This is a genomic window from Shewanella donghaensis, from assembly GCF_007567505.1.
Taxonomy (GTDB): Bacteria; Pseudomonadota; Gammaproteobacteria; order Enterobacterales; family Shewanellaceae; genus Shewanella; species Shewanella donghaensis.
In genome coordinates, this window is the sequence record NZ_CP041783.1 from 4,286,276 (window position 1) to 4,304,937 (window position 18,662).

15 protein-coding genes are annotated in these 18,662 nt (G+C 40.0%); 5 read left to right on the forward strand and 10 right to left on the reverse strand.

Going from position 1 to position 18,662, the window contains the following annotated elements; translation table 11 throughout:
• Positions 1-61: 61 nt before the first annotated feature.
• The gene (locus FPK91_RS18245; RefSeq protein ID WP_144213102.1) at positions 62-655 is read left to right on the forward strand and encodes an outer membrane beta-barrel protein; all 594 of its coding nucleotides are present in this window, start codon (positions 62-64) and stop codon (positions 653-655) included.
• Positions 656-737: 82 nt separating this feature from the next.
• Here the strand turns inward: FPK91_RS18245 and FPK91_RS18250 are convergent, their stop codons facing one another.
• Together FPK91_RS18250 and FPK91_RS20955 are read right to left on the reverse strand one after the other, a co-directional pair.
• On the reverse strand, positions 738-983 hold the full coding sequence (locus tag FPK91_RS18250; RefSeq protein WP_102477078.1) for a TM2 domain-containing protein: 246 nt from the start codon (positions 981-983) through the stop codon (positions 738-740).
• A gap of 15 nt (positions 984-998) precedes the next feature.
• Positions 999-1,301: an NINE protein gene (locus FPK91_RS20955; protein WP_157936144.1), complete on the reverse strand. Its 303-nt coding sequence runs from the start codon at positions 1,299-1,301 to the stop codon at positions 999-1,001.
• A gap of 286 nt (positions 1,302-1,587) precedes the next feature.
• Between FPK91_RS20955 and FPK91_RS18260 the strand changes: the two genes are divergently transcribed.
• Complete coding sequence (locus tag FPK91_RS18260; protein ID WP_144213106.1) at positions 1,588-2,946, forward strand: metal-dependent hydrolase family protein; 1,359 nt, start codon at positions 1,588-1,590, stop codon at positions 2,944-2,946.
• A 44-nt stretch (positions 2,947-2,990) separates the two neighbouring features.
• Here the strand turns inward: FPK91_RS18260 and FPK91_RS18265 are convergent, their stop codons facing one another.
• Positions 2,991-4,301, reverse strand: a complete 1,311-nt coding sequence (locus FPK91_RS18265; RefSeq protein WP_144213108.1) for a sensor histidine kinase — start codon at positions 4,299-4,301, stop codon at positions 2,991-2,993.
• 86 nt (positions 4,302-4,387) lie between these two features.
• The gene (locus tag FPK91_RS18270; RefSeq protein ID WP_144213110.1) at positions 4,388-5,071 is read right to left on the reverse strand and encodes a response regulator transcription factor; all 684 of its coding nucleotides are present in this window, start codon (positions 5,069-5,071) and stop codon (positions 4,388-4,390) included.
• Between the two features lie 123 nt (positions 5,072-5,194).
• Here FPK91_RS18270 and FPK91_RS18275 point away from each other — a divergent pair, with 123 nt between their 5' ends.
• The 3 genes from FPK91_RS18275 to FPK91_RS18285 are packed head-to-tail and all read left to right on the forward strand — an operon-like array spanning position 5,195 to position 8,317.
• Entirely contained in the window at positions 5,195-6,409 is a 1,215-nt protein-coding gene (locus tag FPK91_RS18275; RefSeq protein ID WP_144213112.1) for a glycosyltransferase family 2 protein, read from the forward strand.
• Positions 6,406-7,878, forward strand: coding sequence for an ArnT family glycosyltransferase (locus FPK91_RS18280; RefSeq protein WP_144213114.1), 1,473 nt, complete (start codon positions 6,406-6,408; stop codon positions 7,876-7,878). Before FPK91_RS18275 ends, FPK91_RS18280 begins: the two co-directional genes overlap by 4 nt.
• 28 nt (positions 7,879-7,906) lie before the next feature.
• Positions 7,907-8,317 (forward strand): GtrA family protein, encoded by a 411-nt coding sequence (locus FPK91_RS18285; RefSeq protein WP_144213116.1) that lies wholly within the window; start codon positions 7,907-7,909, stop codon positions 8,315-8,317.
• A gap of 113 nt (positions 8,318-8,430) precedes the next feature.
• Here FPK91_RS18285 and FPK91_RS18290 read toward each other — a convergent pair whose 3' ends face one another.
• From FPK91_RS18290 to FPK91_RS18315, 6 genes are all read right to left on the reverse strand, one after another.
• Complete coding sequence (locus FPK91_RS18290) at positions 8,431-10,650, reverse strand: cation:dicarboxylate symporter family transporter (RefSeq protein ID WP_144213118.1); 2,220 nt, start codon at positions 10,648-10,650, stop codon at positions 8,431-8,433.
• Positions 10,651-10,723: 73 nt separating this feature from the next.
• Complete coding sequence (gene bshA / locus FPK91_RS18295; protein ID WP_144213120.1) at positions 10,724-11,881, reverse strand: N-acetyl-alpha-D-glucosaminyl L-malate synthase BshA; 1,158 nt, start codon at positions 11,879-11,881, stop codon at positions 10,724-10,726.
• Positions 11,882-12,162: 281 nt separating this feature from the next.
• Positions 12,163-14,334, reverse strand: coding sequence for a cation:dicarboxylate symporter family transporter (locus tag FPK91_RS18300; RefSeq protein ID WP_144213122.1), 2,172 nt, complete (start codon positions 14,332-14,334; stop codon positions 12,163-12,165).
• A gap of 254 nt (positions 14,335-14,588) precedes the next feature.
• Entirely contained in the window at positions 14,589-15,521 is a 933-nt protein-coding gene (locus FPK91_RS18305) for a dihydroorotate oxidase (protein ID WP_144213124.1), read from the reverse strand.
• Positions 15,522-15,849: 328 nt separating this feature from the next.
• Complete coding sequence (locus tag FPK91_RS18310) at positions 15,850-16,554, reverse strand: oxidative stress defense protein (RefSeq protein WP_144214565.1); 705 nt, start codon at positions 16,552-16,554, stop codon at positions 15,850-15,852.
• Positions 16,555-16,835: 281 nt separating this feature from the next.
• Positions 16,836-18,542: an amidohydrolase gene (locus FPK91_RS18315; protein WP_227006619.1), complete on the reverse strand. Its 1,707-nt coding sequence runs from the start codon at positions 18,540-18,542 to the stop codon at positions 16,836-16,838.
• Between the last annotated feature and the right edge of the window lie 120 nt (positions 18,543-18,662).

The window sequence follows — 18,662 nt, forward strand, 5'->3', positions numbered from 1 at the left end:
TCAGTTTTTGTTCAGCGATTAAGGATGATAATGAATTAAGGTCATTAACGTTGGAGGAAATATGACTCGACTTTCAATCACTCGATTCTATATGACCAAACTGGCCTTGGTGACAAACGTAACGTTCATGTGTTTAGTTCCTCATTTGAGTCATGCCGCAGAGTCTATTATTGGCGGTACAGTTGGCTACGCTAATTATAATGCATCCTCTGCGGGGCTTTCCAATACCCAAGAAAGTGGCATAAATTATCAATATAGAAGCGCAATAACCTTAAACCCAAGTAACCGTTTATACGGTGCTTATTCCTATAATTCTGACGATATGACTCAGCATGAAGGACTACTAGTCTCCTATGACCGACTCTTTTCAGTTGATGATACACATAATATTAAATGGTTTATTGGTGCTTCTGCAGGGTTTAGCGGTAATGAAATTCAATTAACCGATTTAGATCGAAGTTATCAGGACTCTGGCAGCAGCTATGTTTATGGCGGACAAGTGGGTTTTCTATTTGATTTGGGGCATGATTTTACATCTGAAATAGGTTTTCGATATTTAAAACATAATGTCACTTCTTCGATGGAGTACAACAGCTCTGATTTATCGGTTAATGATGCTGAGCAAATATACTTCGGTATTGATTTTACCTTTTAATCGGTCGTAATAAAAAGCCACATCAAAATGAATTGATGCGGCTTTAAAGCTAAGTGGGTTAACGTTATTAACCCATTATCAATTAACTTGCTTTGATAAACTTGCCTTCAGAATCTTTAAAACTACCAACGGCTATGATAATAAAGTCGATTAGTGTCCAAATCCCAAAACCACCTAAAGTTAATAGCATTAAGATACCAGTACCAATTTTACCTGCATAAAAGCGGTGTGCACCGAACATACCTAGGAAAAAACATAATAGTAGCGTTGGTACGAATCCTTTGTCGCTTACTTGGACATCTGCAGTTGCTGTTTGTACTTCTGACATAAATAAATCCCTTAATTATAATTTTTGTCCTGGATAGGTAATTAACTTACCTTTCCCGTCCCTATAGCTTCCAACTAGAAGCATAAAAGTGACCACTATAGTGTGAATAACATCGATAACGATGAGACCTAAACCAAGTAGCGCGAGGGTGACGTCTTCAAACTGCATGAGTGTTAGCCCTACAATGGCCAAAGATAAATCAAATACACCATGGCTAATACGGCCGCAGTAAAAATGATGAATTCCTAGCACTCCGAAAATACCGGATAGGATAACTGCTACAGCGTAGTTTTTTTCTGATTTGACAGAATCAGTCACTTTCAACCTCCTTGATGAAAATCTTAAAGCTTTTATATAGCAAAGGCTTAGCTTTATCAATCTAAAGTTGTTAACAAATAAGTTAATTTGTGTCACAAATCTAGGTTTAATAAAAAATTTGAATAACGATAGGCTAAATAAATGAGAACTTATATCCGAGGTGCTGGGCATTCAATAATGGTTTTTTCGATCCCGTTTCTGCTAACGCTAATATGCAGAGGTTGTAAATGATGATTAAGTTAGGCATGTTAAGCATCGGGAAAAGTTAAAATATAAGAAGGACTTTATGTCAAATTTAGCGATAGCAGCAATTAGACGATTTCATTATTATTTGAGTTATAAAAAGTCGTTTAACTTAGTGATTATTTTTGGTTTATGTAGCGTATTACCTTCAATACAAGCTGCAGATTTTAAAGTCATCCACGCAGGAGAATTGCTTTCTATTGCAGGTGAAAAATCCACTAAGCAACAATCAATTTTGATAAAAGATGGCAAAATCACTGCGATCAAAAAAGGTTATATCGATTTAGCCGCAGATCAAATTACCGCTAACGACACGCTGGAATACATTGACCTTAAAAACAGTTTTGTGATGTCTGGTTTGATGGATATGCATGTGCACCTACAGGGTGAATTAGGGCCTAATAATGACAGTGAGTCATTAAGGATGTCTGATGCCGATGTTGCAATGAAAAGTGCTTATTTTGCCAATAAAACACTGTTAGCTGGTTTTACCACAGTTAGAGATTTAGGCGCCAAGCCTGAACAGATATATGCACTCAGAGATGCGGTTAATATAGGCTGGATACCTGGGCCAAGGATCATTGCGTCCGGCGGAGTATCAGTCACTGGCGGTCATGGTGATGTCGATGGTAAAAGCCCAGATCTACTGGATATGCTCACCTCTAAAACCATTTGTGATGGGCCATTTGATTGCCGCCGCGCCACTCGCCGAGCGATTAAGTATGGCGCAGATGTGATTAAAATAACGTCCACAGGCGGCGTACTATCAGATACCAATACCGGTACTGGCCAACAAATGGCCAATGACGAATTAAAAGAAGTCATTGATGCTGCACATGCGCTAGGGCGTAAAGTTGCTAGTCATGCCCATGCTGCAGAAGGAATTAATGCCGCACTGCGCGCGGGGGTTGATAGTATCGAACATGGCAGTTACGCCAATAAAGAGTCGATTAAATTATTCAAAAAATCGGGCGCTTATTTAGTGCCAACATTATTGGCCGGCGATACCGTGGTGCAAATGGCGAAGGCTGAAGGCGGTTTTATGTCTGATGCGATTAAGGCGAAAGCCATCCGAGTTGGGCATGATATGCAGAATAATTTTAGCAGCGCTTATAAAGCGGGCGTTAAAATAGCGTTTGGTACTGATAGTGGTGTGTCACATCATGGAGATAATGCCAAAGAGGCTATTTTGATGAGCCAAGGCGGAATGAGTAATCAAGATATTCTAGTAAGTGCCACCATTAACGGCGCTGACCTGATTGATATGTCAGCCTCTTTAGGGACTTTAGAGCAAGGCAAGCAAGCGGATATTATAGCGATGAAAAGCAGTCCACTTGATAATATTAGTGCCTTACTTGATGTTCACTTTGTAATGAAATCGGGCTCAGTACATAAACAGTAATACTGGTGTTTCTATGTCAATAAAGGCTCTTTAGGGAGCCTTTTTTATTGATTGTTTTTGACATTTTTAGGCAGTTTTAGCCTAGCAATACAGCCATTAGGGCTATTCTCTGTCAGTGAGAACTGCCACTGATAACGTTGACATAATGTATCGATAATGACCAATCCCAATCCATGACCTTGAGTATTTTTTTCTGTCATCGATAAGCCTTGGCCATTGTCTTCAAGGGTAATGCTGTCAGCATCGACAATCAGTTTGATATAGCTTTGCTTATTGGTATCTAATAGTTCTATTCTGGCGTTAATCGCATTATTAATGAGATTGGTCAGCAGCATTTTTAGCACCGCGTTATTGGGCTGAATTACAGGTGTTTGATGCCACTCAATAATGAATTCAATGTCTTGTTGTTTCGCTTGAGCTATTGAGGTTTCAATGGCTTGTTCTAGCTCTTGCTCACTGAGTTCTCTAGGCGGGTTTTCATCTGCCGACTTCTCTTGTTTTACAATATTTAGTAGCGCATCGACGGTGTTCTGCATATCTTGTGCTGCGCGAGTAATACGATCTCGTTGTCGCAGTTGAAATTCCGTTTCAGCATTTTTACCAAGTAACTTAACTGATCCTAAAACAATACTCAGTGGGGTTCTTAGTTCGTGACTAGCATAGCGGGCAAAAGCTTGCTCTTGCTTCATCAGTGTTTCATTTTGCTGACGATAACTGTTTAAGCTGTCGGTTAAAATGCCAAATTCTTTGGCAGCCTTTGAGCTGACGGTAAACTCTTTAGGGCAGGTAGCTTGACTCATTTGTAAGCTGAGTTGATTAATGGGTTCGATTAAACGTCTGAACAACTTAGTGATAACGTAGCCAAATAAAATGAATAAACCAATGATAAAGCTTAGAGTAAAGAGGCTCATACTGCGCCATTGTTGTGGAGATAGCTCAATGTTTTCTGCTGGCATGGTGATATAAAGCGGGGTTAGTTTTCCATCAAGTAAAAACTCATCGCGATATAAAAAAAGTTCAGTGAAATCATCATTTATCTCAGCATTGAAACCCAGTGGGTAGTTTTGTAGTTGACCGTAGTCTTCTGGAATATATTGGACTGAATAATAGGCGGTGATATTAGGAGGAAGCACTAGAGGTTCTGCAGCGCCACTTTGAAATTCGCTGATCACATATTTAGCGCTATCACGTAAGTTATTTAAACTCACTTCATCCTCAACCCATTGCAACATGAACTGCATCATTAAATAAATAAGTGCAGCAGTGACGATGGTGATTATGCCAAAGTAGACACTGAGTTGGCCTACAAAAGAGCTTGTTGAGCTATTGCTCGTGGTCACAGGTTCATGATTCATAATATCGTCTTTATTGTCGTGTTAAGTTTGCAAATACACTCAATGACCGAAGCTGATTACAGGCAACCAATGAGATAAGGTGTCGATTATTCCCCATGCTGAAGCCTTAGACCTACTTTAGGGACGGTAACTAGCATGGGTTGCTCAAACGGCTTGTCTAGTTGATTACGTAATTGATAAACATGGCTTCGTAAAATATCTTGGCCTGGTGGATTTTGTCCCCAGATACTCTCAATTAATTGTTCTCGGGTGACAATATTGGGGGCGTTTTTCATTAACAGTAAGAGTATTTGGTAAGTTGTGGGCGTTAATGGTAATAACATGCCTTTACGCCTCACTTGGTGACGAGCAATATTTAGCTCAAGTTCACCAAATTTAAGTAATGCCTGAGCCACATTGCCACGGTGACGTTTAATCAGTGCTTTAATCCTAACGTCGAGCTCATCTAAATCGAATGGTTTGCCTAAATAGTCATCAGCACCGCTATCAAAACCTGACATTAAGTCAGCTTTGTTATCTAAGGCTGTAAGCATTAATACGGGGGTGGTACAGCCTTGTGAACGTAAGGCGCGGCATAAACTCAGCCCATCCATTTTAGGCAACATTAAGTCTAAAATAATAGCATCAAAATCTTCTGCTAGAGCCAATGCTAGGCCTAATTCTCCATTGGCGGCAAAATCAAGTTCAGCATCTTGTGCTTCAAAAAAATCACTTAAAATGCCTGCGACATCGTGATTATCTTCGATGATAAGTAACTTAATGTTATTCAATTTAATGCTCCGAGATAGTAAGGGCTTATCATCTCAAATTTTTTGTCGAAAAAATGTCAATGACATTTTTTACACCTAAGGCTATTTACGATGTTGGCATATTTTATTCTTTAGGAATAGTCCATGAGACATTTGAAATCTCAACATCAGCCAACTGAAATATGTCTTTCAATTATCATCCCAATGTATAACGAATCAGAAAGCATTGATTTGTTAATGAACCGAGTTGAAAAAGTGCTTTCTACTATCAATGATAGATGTGAATTGGTGTTTATCGATGACGGTAGTACTGATAATACATGGGAAATGCTGCAACAACTCAAGTTTACTCATAGCGAACATCAATGCATTAAATTAAGTCGCAATTTTGGCAAGGAATCTGCGATGTCTGCGGGGCTTGCTCAAGCTAGAGGTTTAGCGGTGATATTGTTGGATGCAGATTTACAAGATCCTCCTGAGTTAATACCACAAATGCTTGAGGCTTGGCGTTCAGGATTTGAAGTGGTCAACATGCGCCGTAAAAAACGCTTGGGCGAAACGTGGTTTAAACGCTTTTCTGCGGCGTGTTTTTATCGACTAATGAATTGGATGTCAGATTCACCCGTCCCTGAAAATGTGGGTGATTTCAGATTACTTAGCCGACAAGTTGTAGACCACATAAATGCCATGCCTGAACGTAATCGATTTATGAAAGGCATATTAAGCTGGCCTGGTTTTACCCAAACAACAATAGAGTTTGATCGCGATCCTCGTAGCTTAGGTGAAACAAAGTGGAACTATGGCAAGTTAGTGGGTCTCGCGATGGACGGCATTACATCTTTTAGTTTTAAACCGTTGCGATTAGCGACGTGGTTTGGGGGAACGATTGGGCTAAGTTCATTAATTTATGGCGGCTGGATTGTCGCCAAAACATTAATTTATGGTGAAACTGTCGCAGGCTACGCTTCAATGATGGCGGTACAATTATTTTTGGCTGGGATTCAATTGCTGGCACTTGGCTTAATTGGCGAATATTTGGGGCGCGTATTTATGGAAGTAAAACAGCGGCCAATATTTATTATCGAAGATGTTCACCATCAAGTCGGTATGCCTAATTCTGTTATTGCATTTAAACCTACTTCTGCCTCCACTGCATCGACTTACACTGATAAATCCGCTCGTTTAGCCGTTGTAGAATCAATTTCTAAAGTAGTGCCTAACATCAGTCAGAAAAATACTCATATCGCATCTGATGAAGCTGATATTACCCATGTTAGCGATTCATTTATTCGCCAATTTCAGCAAATAAACCCTCAATACTTTAATGGCCAATACTCAATGCAGGAACACGCAAAATGACATCGTTAGCGCTATCTAAAAAGGTCACGTCTTCAAAACTGTTTCTAATACTTGTTGCTGCATTATTGGTTCGATTAGTGTCACTCGCTCTGTATCCATTAATGGATACCACTGAAGCACGATATGGTGAAATGGCTCGTTTGATGGTAGAAACCACAAATTGGTTAACACCGCAATTTGATTATGGCGTGCCATTTTGGGGTAAGCCACCACTACAGAATTGGATGAGTGCCAGCTTTATTCAACTGTTTCATAACAGCGAGTTCTTTTTGCGTTTACCACATTTCTTAGCAGGGATCGCCATTCTGCTTTTGATGATGTATTTCGCTAAAAGGTTTGCCATTAACGGGATCAAAGCTGCCATCATTTTAACCACGACAGTGGTCTTTTATGTCTGTATCGGCACTGTGATGACTGACATGGGACTATTACTGGGGCTATCAATTGCTTTGTTGAGTTTCTACCTTGCTTGGCAGGGGCAATATTTTTGGGGCTATGTTGGCTTTGTTGGTTTGGCGATTGGACTGATGTCTAAAGGCCCTGTCTCCGTTGTCATATTTGGTATTGCGACGGCTCTATTTATGCTGTGGTCGGTAGGGCCGATAAAAATGTGGTCGCTACTATGGCAACGAGTTCCATTAGTTTCAGGCTCGCTATTAATGCTCAGTTTAACCTTACCTTGGTATGTTATGGCTGAGCAGGCAACACCAGGATTTATTCAATACTTTATTGTCGGCGAGCACTGGTTAAGATTTATAGACAGTGGCTGGCAAGGTGATTTATATGGTTCTGCTCATGATGAAATTAGAGGGACTATTTGGCTATATTTCGCCGTTGCTTGCTTGCCCTGGACGTTATTTTTACCACGCGCCTTGTATCGAATTTATCAAGGTGAACAACAATTTGATCCGCTAACTCAGTTTTTAATCTGTTGGATGATAGCGCCGCTATTATTATTTACGTTTGCCGGAAACATTTTACCTGCCTATGTATTGCCCGCTTCACCCGCATTAGCATTATTAATTGCCCATGCTTGGAAAGATAGTCCGATTTTGAAGTTTAATCTGATGGCTGTGGGGACTCCAGCCTTACTGATAATGGCAGTAATCGTACTTAATTCTGGTGTTAGCCAAGATAAAAGTGACAAGTGGTTATTAGCACAGCGCGTAGACAGTCTTGATACTTTTTATTGGCTTCAGCAGCCGTTTTCTTCGCGCTATTATAGTGATGGGAAAGCGAGTGTAATCAGTGATGAACAACAATTGCAGTCACTTAAAAAGCAGGCCTTTTATATGGTTGTGACAAAAAAGCAACTTGAGCATTTTAATTCGTTTTCTCAATGTAAAGTCGAGGTACAAACGCGTAAAAAAGTTCTGTTACTGTGTAATGATTTAACACTTTCAAAAGCTCAGTTAACCAGTGAAAGCAAACTGAACACTCAATTGATGAATAAGCATAATGAAGGTTAATCAAGCAGTATTAAAATTGATAAGCCCAATGAGCAAAGCACTAAAGCGTTCTTCGTTACTGGCGTTTTTGCTCGTTGGTGGTTGCAGCTTTATTGTCGATATCTCGGTGTTTCTGACTTTGTCTGTTTATGCAGAGTGGCAACCCATGCTTGCGAGGGTGTGTGGTTTTTGTGTTGGTTTAATACTCACTTGGATAGGTAATCGATTATTCACCTTTAGACATCGAAAGCAGCTTAATACGCTATTGCAACTTAGGTGGGTCGTTATCATTGCCGCGATCTCTGCAGGGGTTAACTTATCGAGTTTTTATCTGATAACGCAGATCTTAGGTAAGCAGCCACTATTTATGCTGGTCAGTGTAGCGATTGGCGTATTACTAGGACTCGTGGTCAATTGGCTAGGTTCAAACCTCATTACATATAAGTCACTGCCTGCTTGAATTATTGTTAGTGGATTTAATAGTGGATTTAACAGGTGACGGATAAGTAATAAAAAAGCCTTAATGCAACTTGCATCAAGGCTTTTAACAAATGCTTTCAGGGTTTTATATGATTACTCAACCCAATGTAGAACGTCTTTAATCACGGACCAACGCGGCTCTTTGGGCTGGGCGTTTTCACCCAATATCCAATAACTATAAAGCGTATCAACATAACCTGATGAGTGTTGAATCGATAACCAGCTATTTAGGAAGGTGTGTAATGACTGGTTGCCTTTCGCGACAACATAAGATGCAGGGAATGATTTAATTTCTTCCCGGTTATACATTGTTGTGTAATCAGGATACAGAATGGTCCAGGTTTTACCTGCCTCTAAGCTAATTAATAAAGCATCATAAGTTTTCCCATCGTCTTCAAAGTAAAGCTTATCAGAATCAATCGAAACAAATTCAACATTGGAAAACTTCTCTTTTAAGTGTGGAATTATTGAATAGTCCCCCACTGAAGCCACGGTTATTTTTTTAGCTTCTTTGATTAATTCATCCGTCTTGAACTCGTCTGCTCGATAATCTTTAACCACAAAAGCGTAATGTAAATCTAGCACCGGATTTGTGAAATCAACAAGTCCAATTCTAAACGTGGTCATTTGCAGTCCAGAAATAGTGATATCAAATAAACCGCTGTTAATGCCATCAAGCACATTGTCTGAACTGTAGGGGATAAATGCGACTTTGATGTCGAGTTCAGCCGCCAGCTTTTTCATCATTTCAATATCAAAACCGACGAGGTCATGTTCGGCATTGTAATAAGAAAAGGGTACTTGAACAGGATTATAACCAACACGTAATGTACCACTTTTTTTAATTTGTTCTATCGTACGAGGTCCATTTACATCTTGTGTTTCTGATGGATTAAAGGTGGTGACTTCATCAGGTAAGTCGGCTGCTGAACTCATCTGCGCAACGACTTTGTCCATATTATATTCAGTATTAACAATGCTGCTTAATACCCAACTCGTACCAAGTAGTATCAGGCCGAAAATGATAGGCGTTAACGCGCTGCATATGATCAATTTTTTCATACTGACTTTAGCTATACCGGCCAGCATAGCAGTACCGCCAATGGCCAAAATAAAAATGTTCATAGCTGCCAATAGGGAGGTAAAGCGACTGGTGAATAAGCTTGAAACCATATATAGCTGGAATAAATCGGAAGACAGTTCTAATGAATCTAATAGCATTGGGATGGTTAAATACACACTGCCAAATAAACTGATAAGTCCATTTACTGACATAGGGAAGTAGCTGATAAAGTCTAAATCTTTACCTGAAAACCACGCCGCAAATAATACAAATACAATGGTTAATAACTTGCCTAAATTAGGGAAACTAAACACCACAGGGATAATGATATTGGCATAATCGTCAGTCTGATCATTACCTACATTGTATTTATGGAATAATTCTTTAGTGCGTTGAATGAGCAAAGGTAAAATAATAAAAATATTACCCGCAGCAAAAGCGGTAATCATCGCGTCTTTGGCAATACCAGTGATATCACGATAAGAGAAGGGCGTAATCACCATGATAATGGCTGGTAACACCCAGTAAGTGAGGATAATAGTCATCACAACATGAGCAACAAAATACACTTGAAGCTTTTGAAATTCATCAAAATCCATGGTGCCTGCAGTTGCTGCTGTCATGGCAAAAATACCAATTGGCATCAACATAACAATGCTTTGGGTGACTTTATTAAATGACTCACCCAATAATTGTAAAGGACGCATCAAGGATTCTTTGTCTTTAATCGATATCAGCGCGATACCCGTCGCGACACAGAACAATACAATGGCGGGGATGTAGCTATTTGATAGTGAGAAAAAGGGATTTGATGGGATGTATAAATCCAATAAGTTGACCGAGTTTGGGTCTTGCAGAGCGGTTAAACTAAAAAATTCACCAGCTTGCCAATCAGGAAAAGTATATTTTATTAAGTACATACTGATCAGACCCAAAAACCAAATGACGAGCATTAATTTTCCGACTTTGACGCCCATTGATTTAGCTTGCTCTAGGGTTAAACTCCCTAAGCTCGAAATCAGTGACACAATGATATAAGGGATAATGGTCATTTGCAGTAGCTTGATAAAGGCATCACCAATAACAGACATCCAGGCGAGCATTTCCCCGAAAAATAATCCCGCGATTATGCCTCCCGCAAACGAGAGAAGAACCCATGTAGACATGCTGATTTTTTTCTTTTCTGGTACAGCTGCTTTATGTTGATTGTTTTCAGGCTTGCTGGTTTCAGGTTCTTTTACTGCTGTCATAATAATCCTTTATGTCGTGTATTTTGAGCGCCTCTAAATCATCATGATGATTTAGATTCTTCACCTTTTAGCACTAGCAAGCAGTCGCATTTTGTTGGTGTAAAGCGATAGCGTGATGGTAACAATCGATATACTGATCTATTTTAACATCGGTATTAAATTCATTTATTGCTCGACGACGGCCAGCTTGACCTAAAGCTTGTTGAATGGCGGGATCTGAAAATATGTGTTCAATGGCACTTGCCATACTTTGGGCATCTTCTGCGGGATACATATACCCCGTTTTGCCGTTATCAACCACTTCAGGTATTCCATCTACATTACTGCTCACCGTCGGTACGCCACATGACATAGCTTCGAGAATTACCATACAAAATGACTCCCTGAAACTTGGCTGAATTAAACAATCAGCGTTTGCAATAAAGCGCTCCACTTTGGTGACAGAACCTAGAAAACAAACCCGTTCAGCTATGCCGAGTTGTTGGCATTGTAATTTCGTTTTTTCGATATCAGGACCTGAGCCGACTAACACCAACTTTGTTTTACTATCACACTGTAGTTGGCTAAAAGCTTTAACGACAGTATGGGTATTTTTAAGGGGCCTAAAATTGGAAACGTGCATGAGAATTTTTTCATCATCTTCGGCCAGGGTTCGACGCAGATTGATATCGACTAAGTCTGGGGTGAAATCCACAGAATCAATAAAATTATGCACGACGCTAATAGGTTGTCTGATATCAAATTCTTGAAGAATATAGTCTCGTTGAAAGTCAGACACTGTTGTTAATAAAGCGCATTGGTTCATGCTGTAAGTATTAAGCCGTTTAATGGCTTTATCTTGGCCGACGATGGTGACATCAGTACCATGGATAGTGGTCATGACGGGGAAAGAATGTTGGCTAATATTACTGGCTAAATGAGCGCATAAGCTATGGGGGATGGAGTAGTGAGCGTGGACTAAATCAAGTGCATGCTCTTCAGCAACCTCAATGATTTTTGCCGTTAACGAATAGGTATGAAGCGGACCATCAAATAAGGGATAATTTACTTCATCAACTTCATGGAAGAAAACATTTTTATATTCATTAGCCAATTTAAATGGTCGCTTACTGGCAATGAAATGCACTTCATGGCCTAGCTTTGCTAAACCAATACCTAGCTGGGTAGCAACTAATCCAGAGCCGCCAATACTAGGGTGACATACAATACCTATGCGTAATTTCGATATCATTCTTCGCTAGCTTCCTTACTAATGAAATTGATTCTACTTACTTATATTTTTAGGCTAACTAGATGAAATTTGCAACGATTTTATGTTAGCAGCACTATGACATTTTTTAATACGAACAAATGAATGACTTTGCTGACTAAAATTGGCGACTCTACTGTAATTGGGCTTTGTGACAATTTAAGGTGAGTTTTTTAAAGGGGTGGTTAGTGATAATAATATTGATGCGCCTAAAGTTTAATTGTCACTTTAGGCGCGATGTTGTTTTGTTAAGGTGATAGAGCCTAATCGACCCAGTGCAGCACATCACGAATGATTGACCAACGCGGTTGAGGCGTTGTCGCTCCTTTACCCAACATCCAGTAGTCATAAAACTGTTGTTGGTGGCCATCAACTTTTCGTAGCTTTTGCCAGTTATTAATATAATTCAATAATGATTGGTTACTTTGGGCTACGGCATAAGCGACGGGATATTTGTTTTTATCTTCTAAAATAGCGATACCGTAACCTGGGAAAAATAGCGTCCAAGCAGAACCCGCTTCAGCACTGATCACCACAGCATCATATTTTACCTTCTTCTGTCTAAAGAAATCTTTATAAGCGTCAATTTTAACAAAGTTAATATGCGGTAACTTTGTCTTAGCGTCAGCAATTTTGTCATCATGTTCAACATAGGCAATAGTGATGTCATCTTCCATCTCTAGAATCGATTCATTACTTTTAAAGCTGTTCACACGATGGTCTTGGGTGGCAATAGCAATATTAAGTTCAAGCACTGGGTCACTATAACTGAGCCTATCCATTTGATTGATATCCATTGAAAGCCCAGACATAGCGACATCAAAAAAACCGGCTTTTAATGAAGCGGCAAGTTTATCTTTATGAAATGGCACAAACTCTATTTCGACCTTTAAATCTTCTGCGAGTTTGGTGGCCATCGCGGTATCAAAGCCAACCAATTGCCCTGAATTATTGTAATAGCTAAAAGGCACGTTACTTGGGATATAGCCCACACGCAACACGCCACGTTGTCTAATGGTTTGCACATCAGCAATGGGTTGTGATGGGGTTTTACCGACTTCAGGGAACTGACGTTGTACTTTAGTGGGAACTTTATCGGCGACTTTCATATTGGCAATAACACCACTGGTCACATCAGGGCTATGTATAAACAGTCCCATACCCACACGGCAAACAACAATGGTGACTACGGTGCTGATTAATAATCCAAGAGACATTTTGATTAATTGCGGTGCGCGAGCTTTTAACGATCCTTGGAATAAACAAACCGTTAATAAGGTTAAGGCAAACAGATTCATCACAGCTGCAATAGAGTTAAATTTACCTGTGATAAAGCCCGACATGACAAACAGCTGAAAGAGGTCAGAAGGCAAGTGAACCAAATCCAACATGAACGGAATTGCCACATACACACTGCCAAATAATGACAGTAAACCACTCACTGACAATGACGGCATACTGGTCACTTCTACAGGGGTGCCATTAAACCAACCGGCAAAATACACAAATAGAATAACGGTCAACTTACCAATGTTAGGGAAGGTGAATGCAATCGGCACCAATATCTCAATGAGGGTTAAGCCGTCTTCGCTTAAATTATTATGCTCACGCATAATTTGCTTACATTCTTCAATAATCACAGGAATGACAATAAAAATATTACCTGTAGCAAACGCGGTGACTAAACTCGCTTTACTGATATTGATGGCTTGCATATAGGTGATGGGCGTCAGTGAAGAGACTATCCAAGGTAATACCCCAAATGTCAGTAATAAACACAGCGCAAAATAACTTATTAAATAAACCTGCATACTGGCAAACTCATCAACGCCCATGGTACCCGCCGCTGATGCCGACATAGCAAAAATGCCAATTGGCAACACTTTTACGAGTCCTTGAGTTATGCGCGAAAATGTTTCGGTAATGGTATGCATGAATGACAATACTTGTTTCTTGTTATCGCCTTCCATACCAATTAAAGCTAAACCCATTGCAATACTAAACACCACCATAGCAGGCACATAACCCGCAGCCATAGACTCAAATGGGTTGGATGGGATGTAGAGTTTGAAGTAGTTAATCGGCTCTGTGGGTTCAATACTACTGGTGCTGAAAAATGATGCTGATTCGATAAATGGAAACGACAGCGGCATGAGCGCGGTTAGCACAATACCAACCAGCCAAAGCAGTAACATGATGGCGCCGGCTCGACTGAAAATTAAAATTGCCGTGCTTTTTTGAAGCTTGCCTATCCCGCCAACAAGTGAAACGACAATGTAAGGTAATACCGTCATTTGCATTAATAAAATAACACTATTACCAATGGTGCTTAGCCAGCCAACGGACTCGCCAAAAAATAGACCCACACCAAAGCCAACAAACATGGCTACCAGCATTTGGGTTGAACTGGTCATCGCAAGTAATTTTTTAAACACGGTTATGTTCCATTTATTATGTTATGCCTGCGGAGGCTGAGTCTTGCTCAACTCTTATTGTAAGGTGAGAACCTTGCTGTTACTCCAATGTGCAGTTAATGCTGTGAAGCTGTTAATACTCTTTAATATTAACAGTGTTGGTTTGGATTGGGGATAATTAGATGAATAATTTTTATTGCTCAAGTTTTACAGAGGTAATAAAAAGCCACCGTGAATACAGTGGCTTAAAAGTGAATGCAACTAAGGTTTAATCATTAAAGAGGTTTTAATTTACCCTTTGCATCATTAATACAATGATAGCCTTTCACTTGCATGAAAGCGGCGAGCTCTTCTTCTATACGGGCGAAGCAAGATTCACCTTCTTTTTCAAAACAAGTGGCGATTTGAATGGCATCAGCGCCCGCTAACAAGTATTCAAATGCATCGATACCCGTTTTAATTCCGCCAACACCAATAATTTGTACGTCATCATCCAGTAGCTCTCTAAATGCGCGGACATTGGCTAACCCTATCGGCTTGATATAGTCGCCACACAAGCCGCCAAAGCCACCTTTTGGTTTAATGATCGGTTGCTCTGTATACGGGTCAATGACCAAAGTATTACCAATAGAGTTAATACAGGTAATAAATTTCACTGGGTATTTTTTGATAACGTTAGCAGCAGCAACGAAGTGAGACATATCAAAATAAGGAGCAAGCTTGATACCAATGGGCTTATTACCTAACGCCGTTAGCGCGGCTAAGGATTTGTCTGTTTGCTCAAAATCATAAGCAACTTGAGCTTTACCTGGAATATTAGGGCATGAGAAATTGACTTCAATTAGGTCAACGTCGCTATTTTGAAATGCTGTAACCATCTCAATATTATCTTCAATACTAAAGCCTGAAATACTCACGACAACGGGTTTACCAAGCGCTTTAAGTTTTGGCACCATTTCAAGATAGGCCTTGTAACCTAAGTTAGGTAAGCCCATTGATTGAATCGAGCCTAAAGGGAGATTTTGGTAGCGAGGTTCTGGATTGCCTTCACGAAATTCAAGGGTACAAGATTTAGTCACGACTGCTGCTGAGTGAGATTGCGCGATGGTATGTAATTCATCCCAGGTTGTACATTTAGGGCCAGAGGCATTCATCAAATAACTGTCTAAGTTAATGCCAGCAATTTGAGTGGATAAATCGATTTTCATTAAGCTACCTCTTTTATGTATAAATAATAAACCAATCGTTGATTGAATAAGTCCCTGTATTCATCAATTTGGAATGATGTTGACCTGTTATGTCAGCTTAAAATCGTAGGCTGGCAAATTGCACAATAGTTTATTCAGCAGGACAATAGAGGTATTGATTAAAAACAATAAAATAGTGAAATATCGAATTATTTATAAGGAGTGTTAACTAGAACGCACAAAAGGAAGACGTTACGAAGGGGATTAATAAGAACTCATCCTTGAGTTTTTATTGTTGTTTGAATATTACGGATATTGACTGCTTTGCGGCACAGTCTTTAAATAGGTACTATTTTAATCTATAAACCACTTCAACACGTTCTTCTACGCTGACTTGACCATATTGATAGCTCTCAGCAACATCGCTTTGCATTGCTTCCATTCGCATCATTACTGGCTGCACTGGACGTTGATTCAGATATCTAATCTCCCACACGCCATCAAGTTTTCGATCAAACCCTTGGGCAAGGGATTGTGCTTTTTGTTTGGCATCTTTAATGGCTGCTTGTCTTGCTTGTTCGACCGCTGCAGTTTCATCTGATGATTTCAAACTGATATTTTGTACTTGATTAATCCCTTCTTCTAACGCGGAATCAAGAATGTCATTAAGTTTTGCGAGTTGATTAATCGTCACCACTACCTGCCTACTAGCGCGGTAACCCACTAACTCTTTAGGTTGTTTTGAAGGGTAATGGTATTGCGGTTGAATACTCAAATTAGCGCTTGATATCGCGTTTTTATCAACACCTGCATCTTTTAGTCGATTGATGAATTTAGCGACAGCTTGATCAACAGCGACTTTCGCTTGTTTAGCATCATTTTTAGTCAGGCTGACTTGAACTGAAATTTCAGCCATATCAGGGGCTATTTTTATCTGACTCGACCCAACAGTTTCAAGGTGTGGGAAATTGTAATCAGCAGCAATAGCATGTTGAGACAGCGAACCAAATAGTAGCCCAGTTGCTAGCAAGCCATTCATTAACGTTGTTTTTATAATGCGATGTGTTGATGTTGTCATGTCGTGCTCCAAACAATAAATGAGGTTGTTAGTAACCTTGTTATAGCTATAAACGAGAGCAAATTTGAAAAGGGTTAATTTATTGAATTTTATTTTTGAGGAGATAAAACCTAATGATGAAAAATCAGTTTTTACGAGGCACTCTTAGGCGTTAGGCGTTAGGCGTTAGGCGTTTAATGCTAAATATGGGCGTAAAAAAGCCTAGCTAAATTAATCGCTAGGCTTTTAAGTTAGGCATATCCAAAATGGTTGCGGCGTTATTCTACTCGCTCACCATTGACCCACGTTTCATGAACTGTGGTTTTCCAAATATCTTCTGGGCTAACACTAAAAATATCTTTATCAATCAGAATGAAATCCGCTTTCATTTCTGGCGCAAGCTGGCCAATCATTTTCTCTTGATGAGCGGCATAAGCGGCATTTGTGGTAAAGGTTGCTAGGGCTTCGGTCAGATTCATGCTTTCGCGTCGATACCATCCATCAACTGGCTGGTTATCATGGTCTTGACGAGTGACAGAGGCATGTAAGCCGTAAAATGGGTTAGGAGACTCAATAGGAAAATCAGAACCCGCAGCAATTACAGCTCCTGCAGTAAGCAACTTTCGCCATGCATAAGCACCTTGAATTCGAGCGTTACCAATTCTATCCAATGCCATATTTTTATCGCTGGTGGCATGGGTTGCTTGCATTGAAGCAATAACGTTAAGTTCTGCAAAGCGAGAAATGTCAGACAAGCGCAATACCTGTGCATGCTCAATGCGATGACGTAAATCGCGAGTTTTACTGCTAGCAATATTGGCTTGGTAATGATCGAGTACAATCTGATTAGCATGATCCCCAATCGCATGGGTGTTTACTTGAAAACCTGCTTTCATAGCTTGGTTGATGGTATCGCCAAGTGCTTTTTTTGAGTATAACAATAAGCCTTTGTGGCCGACTAAATCACTGTAATCTTCTATTAATGCGGCGCCGCGGCTACCAAGGGCGCCATCGGCAGAAATTTTAACACTACTAATGTTAAGTTTGTCGGAGCCTAAACGTATCGGGCCTGCTTGCATCATCTTATCAAAGTTTGGGTCTTCGGCATCAATCATGGCGTAGACGCGAATAGGTAATTTATCGGCATAGTTCAGTGCTTTGTATGCTTCGATGGTGTCACTGCGGATCCCCGCATCATGGACACTGGTTAACCCTTGCTTAGCAAGTGAAGTTAACGCCGTTAGTAATATGGCTTGTTGTTCATCAATAGACGGCTGAGGAATTTTATTAGTAATTAAATTCATGGCGTTATCAATAAATACACCAGTAGGGCGTCCATCAGATTGGCGAATAATCTCTCCACCTTCAGGGCTGATCGTTGTTGCGCTAATACCTGCTATTTTCATCGCGGCAGTGTTTGCCCAGCCTGCATGGCCATCAATCCTCACTAACCAAACAGGTGTGTCAGGAAAAGCTTTATCCAGTGATGCTGCAATAGGGAAGTTTTGTTGTGGCCATAATACCTGGTTCCAGCCACGCCCCTGGATCCATTGCATGGATGGTTGTGATTCTCTGAATTTAATGACGCTGTTTACCGCTTGTTGCTCGGTCATACTGCCGCGTAATTGCGCTCGCATAAGGCTTAAACCGTAACTTAATACATGTCCGTGGGCATCAATTAGTCCTGGTAATAAGGTTTTCCCTTTGCCATCAATACGAACAATATTTGAGTCAGTACTGTAAGGAAGGTGTTCATTTTCGATGTATATCTTTTCGATTATATCGTCATTAAATTGCAAGGCTTTAAACTCAACAAGTTTGCCATTATTGACTGTGTAGCCATGGATATTATTAATGATTTTACTTTGGGCTAATACCGTAAATGATGTAAAACAAAGACAAGTGATAAGCAGTTTTTTATAGTTATTTTGCATGACTGAACAGATCCATGATCGGGTTGTTATTTGATGGGTATCGCGAGACATAATGATAACCTTGTTGCGTCGATGTTAACTGTTTTTTATTGGAAGGGATAGTTGCTAAAGAGGGGGCTTAATTGAATAAAACTTGGACACACAAATTAATCCATAAGTGCTACACTTTAT

Coding starts and splice junctions, on each gene's coding strand:
- FPK91_RS18245 (WP_144213102.1), top strand. CDS start 62: ATGACTCGACTTTCAATCACTCGATTCTATATGACCAAACTGGCCTTG.
- FPK91_RS18250 (WP_102477078.1), bottom strand. CDS start 983: ATGTCAGAAGTACAAACAGCAACTGCAGATGTCCAAGTAAGCGACAAA.
- FPK91_RS18260 (WP_144213106.1), top strand. CDS start 1,588: ATGTCAAATTTAGCGATAGCAGCAATTAGACGATTTCATTATTATTTG.
- FPK91_RS18265 (WP_144213108.1), bottom strand. CDS start 4,301: ATGAATCATGAACCTGTGACCACGAGCAATAGCTCAACAAGCTCTTTT.
- FPK91_RS18275 (WP_144213112.1), top strand. CDS start 5,195: ATGAGACATTTGAAATCTCAACATCAGCCAACTGAAATATGTCTTTCA.
- FPK91_RS18280 (WP_144213114.1), top strand. CDS start 6,406: ATGACATCGTTAGCGCTATCTAAAAAGGTCACGTCTTCAAAACTGTTT.
- FPK91_RS18285 (WP_144213116.1), top strand. CDS start 7,907: ATGAGCAAAGCACTAAAGCGTTCTTCGTTACTGGCGTTTTTGCTCGTT.
- FPK91_RS18290 (WP_144213118.1), bottom strand. CDS start 10,650: ATGACAGCAGTAAAAGAACCTGAAACCAGCAAGCCTGAAAACAATCAA.
- bshA (WP_144213120.1), bottom strand. CDS start 11,881: ATGATATCGAAATTACGCATAGGTATTGTATGTCACCCTAGTATTGGC.
- FPK91_RS18305 (WP_144213124.1), bottom strand. CDS start 15,521: ATGAAAATCGATTTATCCACTCAAATTGCTGGCATTAACTTAGACAGT.
- FPK91_RS18315 (WP_227006619.1), bottom strand. CDS start 18,542: ATGTCTCGCGATACCCATCAAATAACAACCCGATCATGGATCTGTTCA.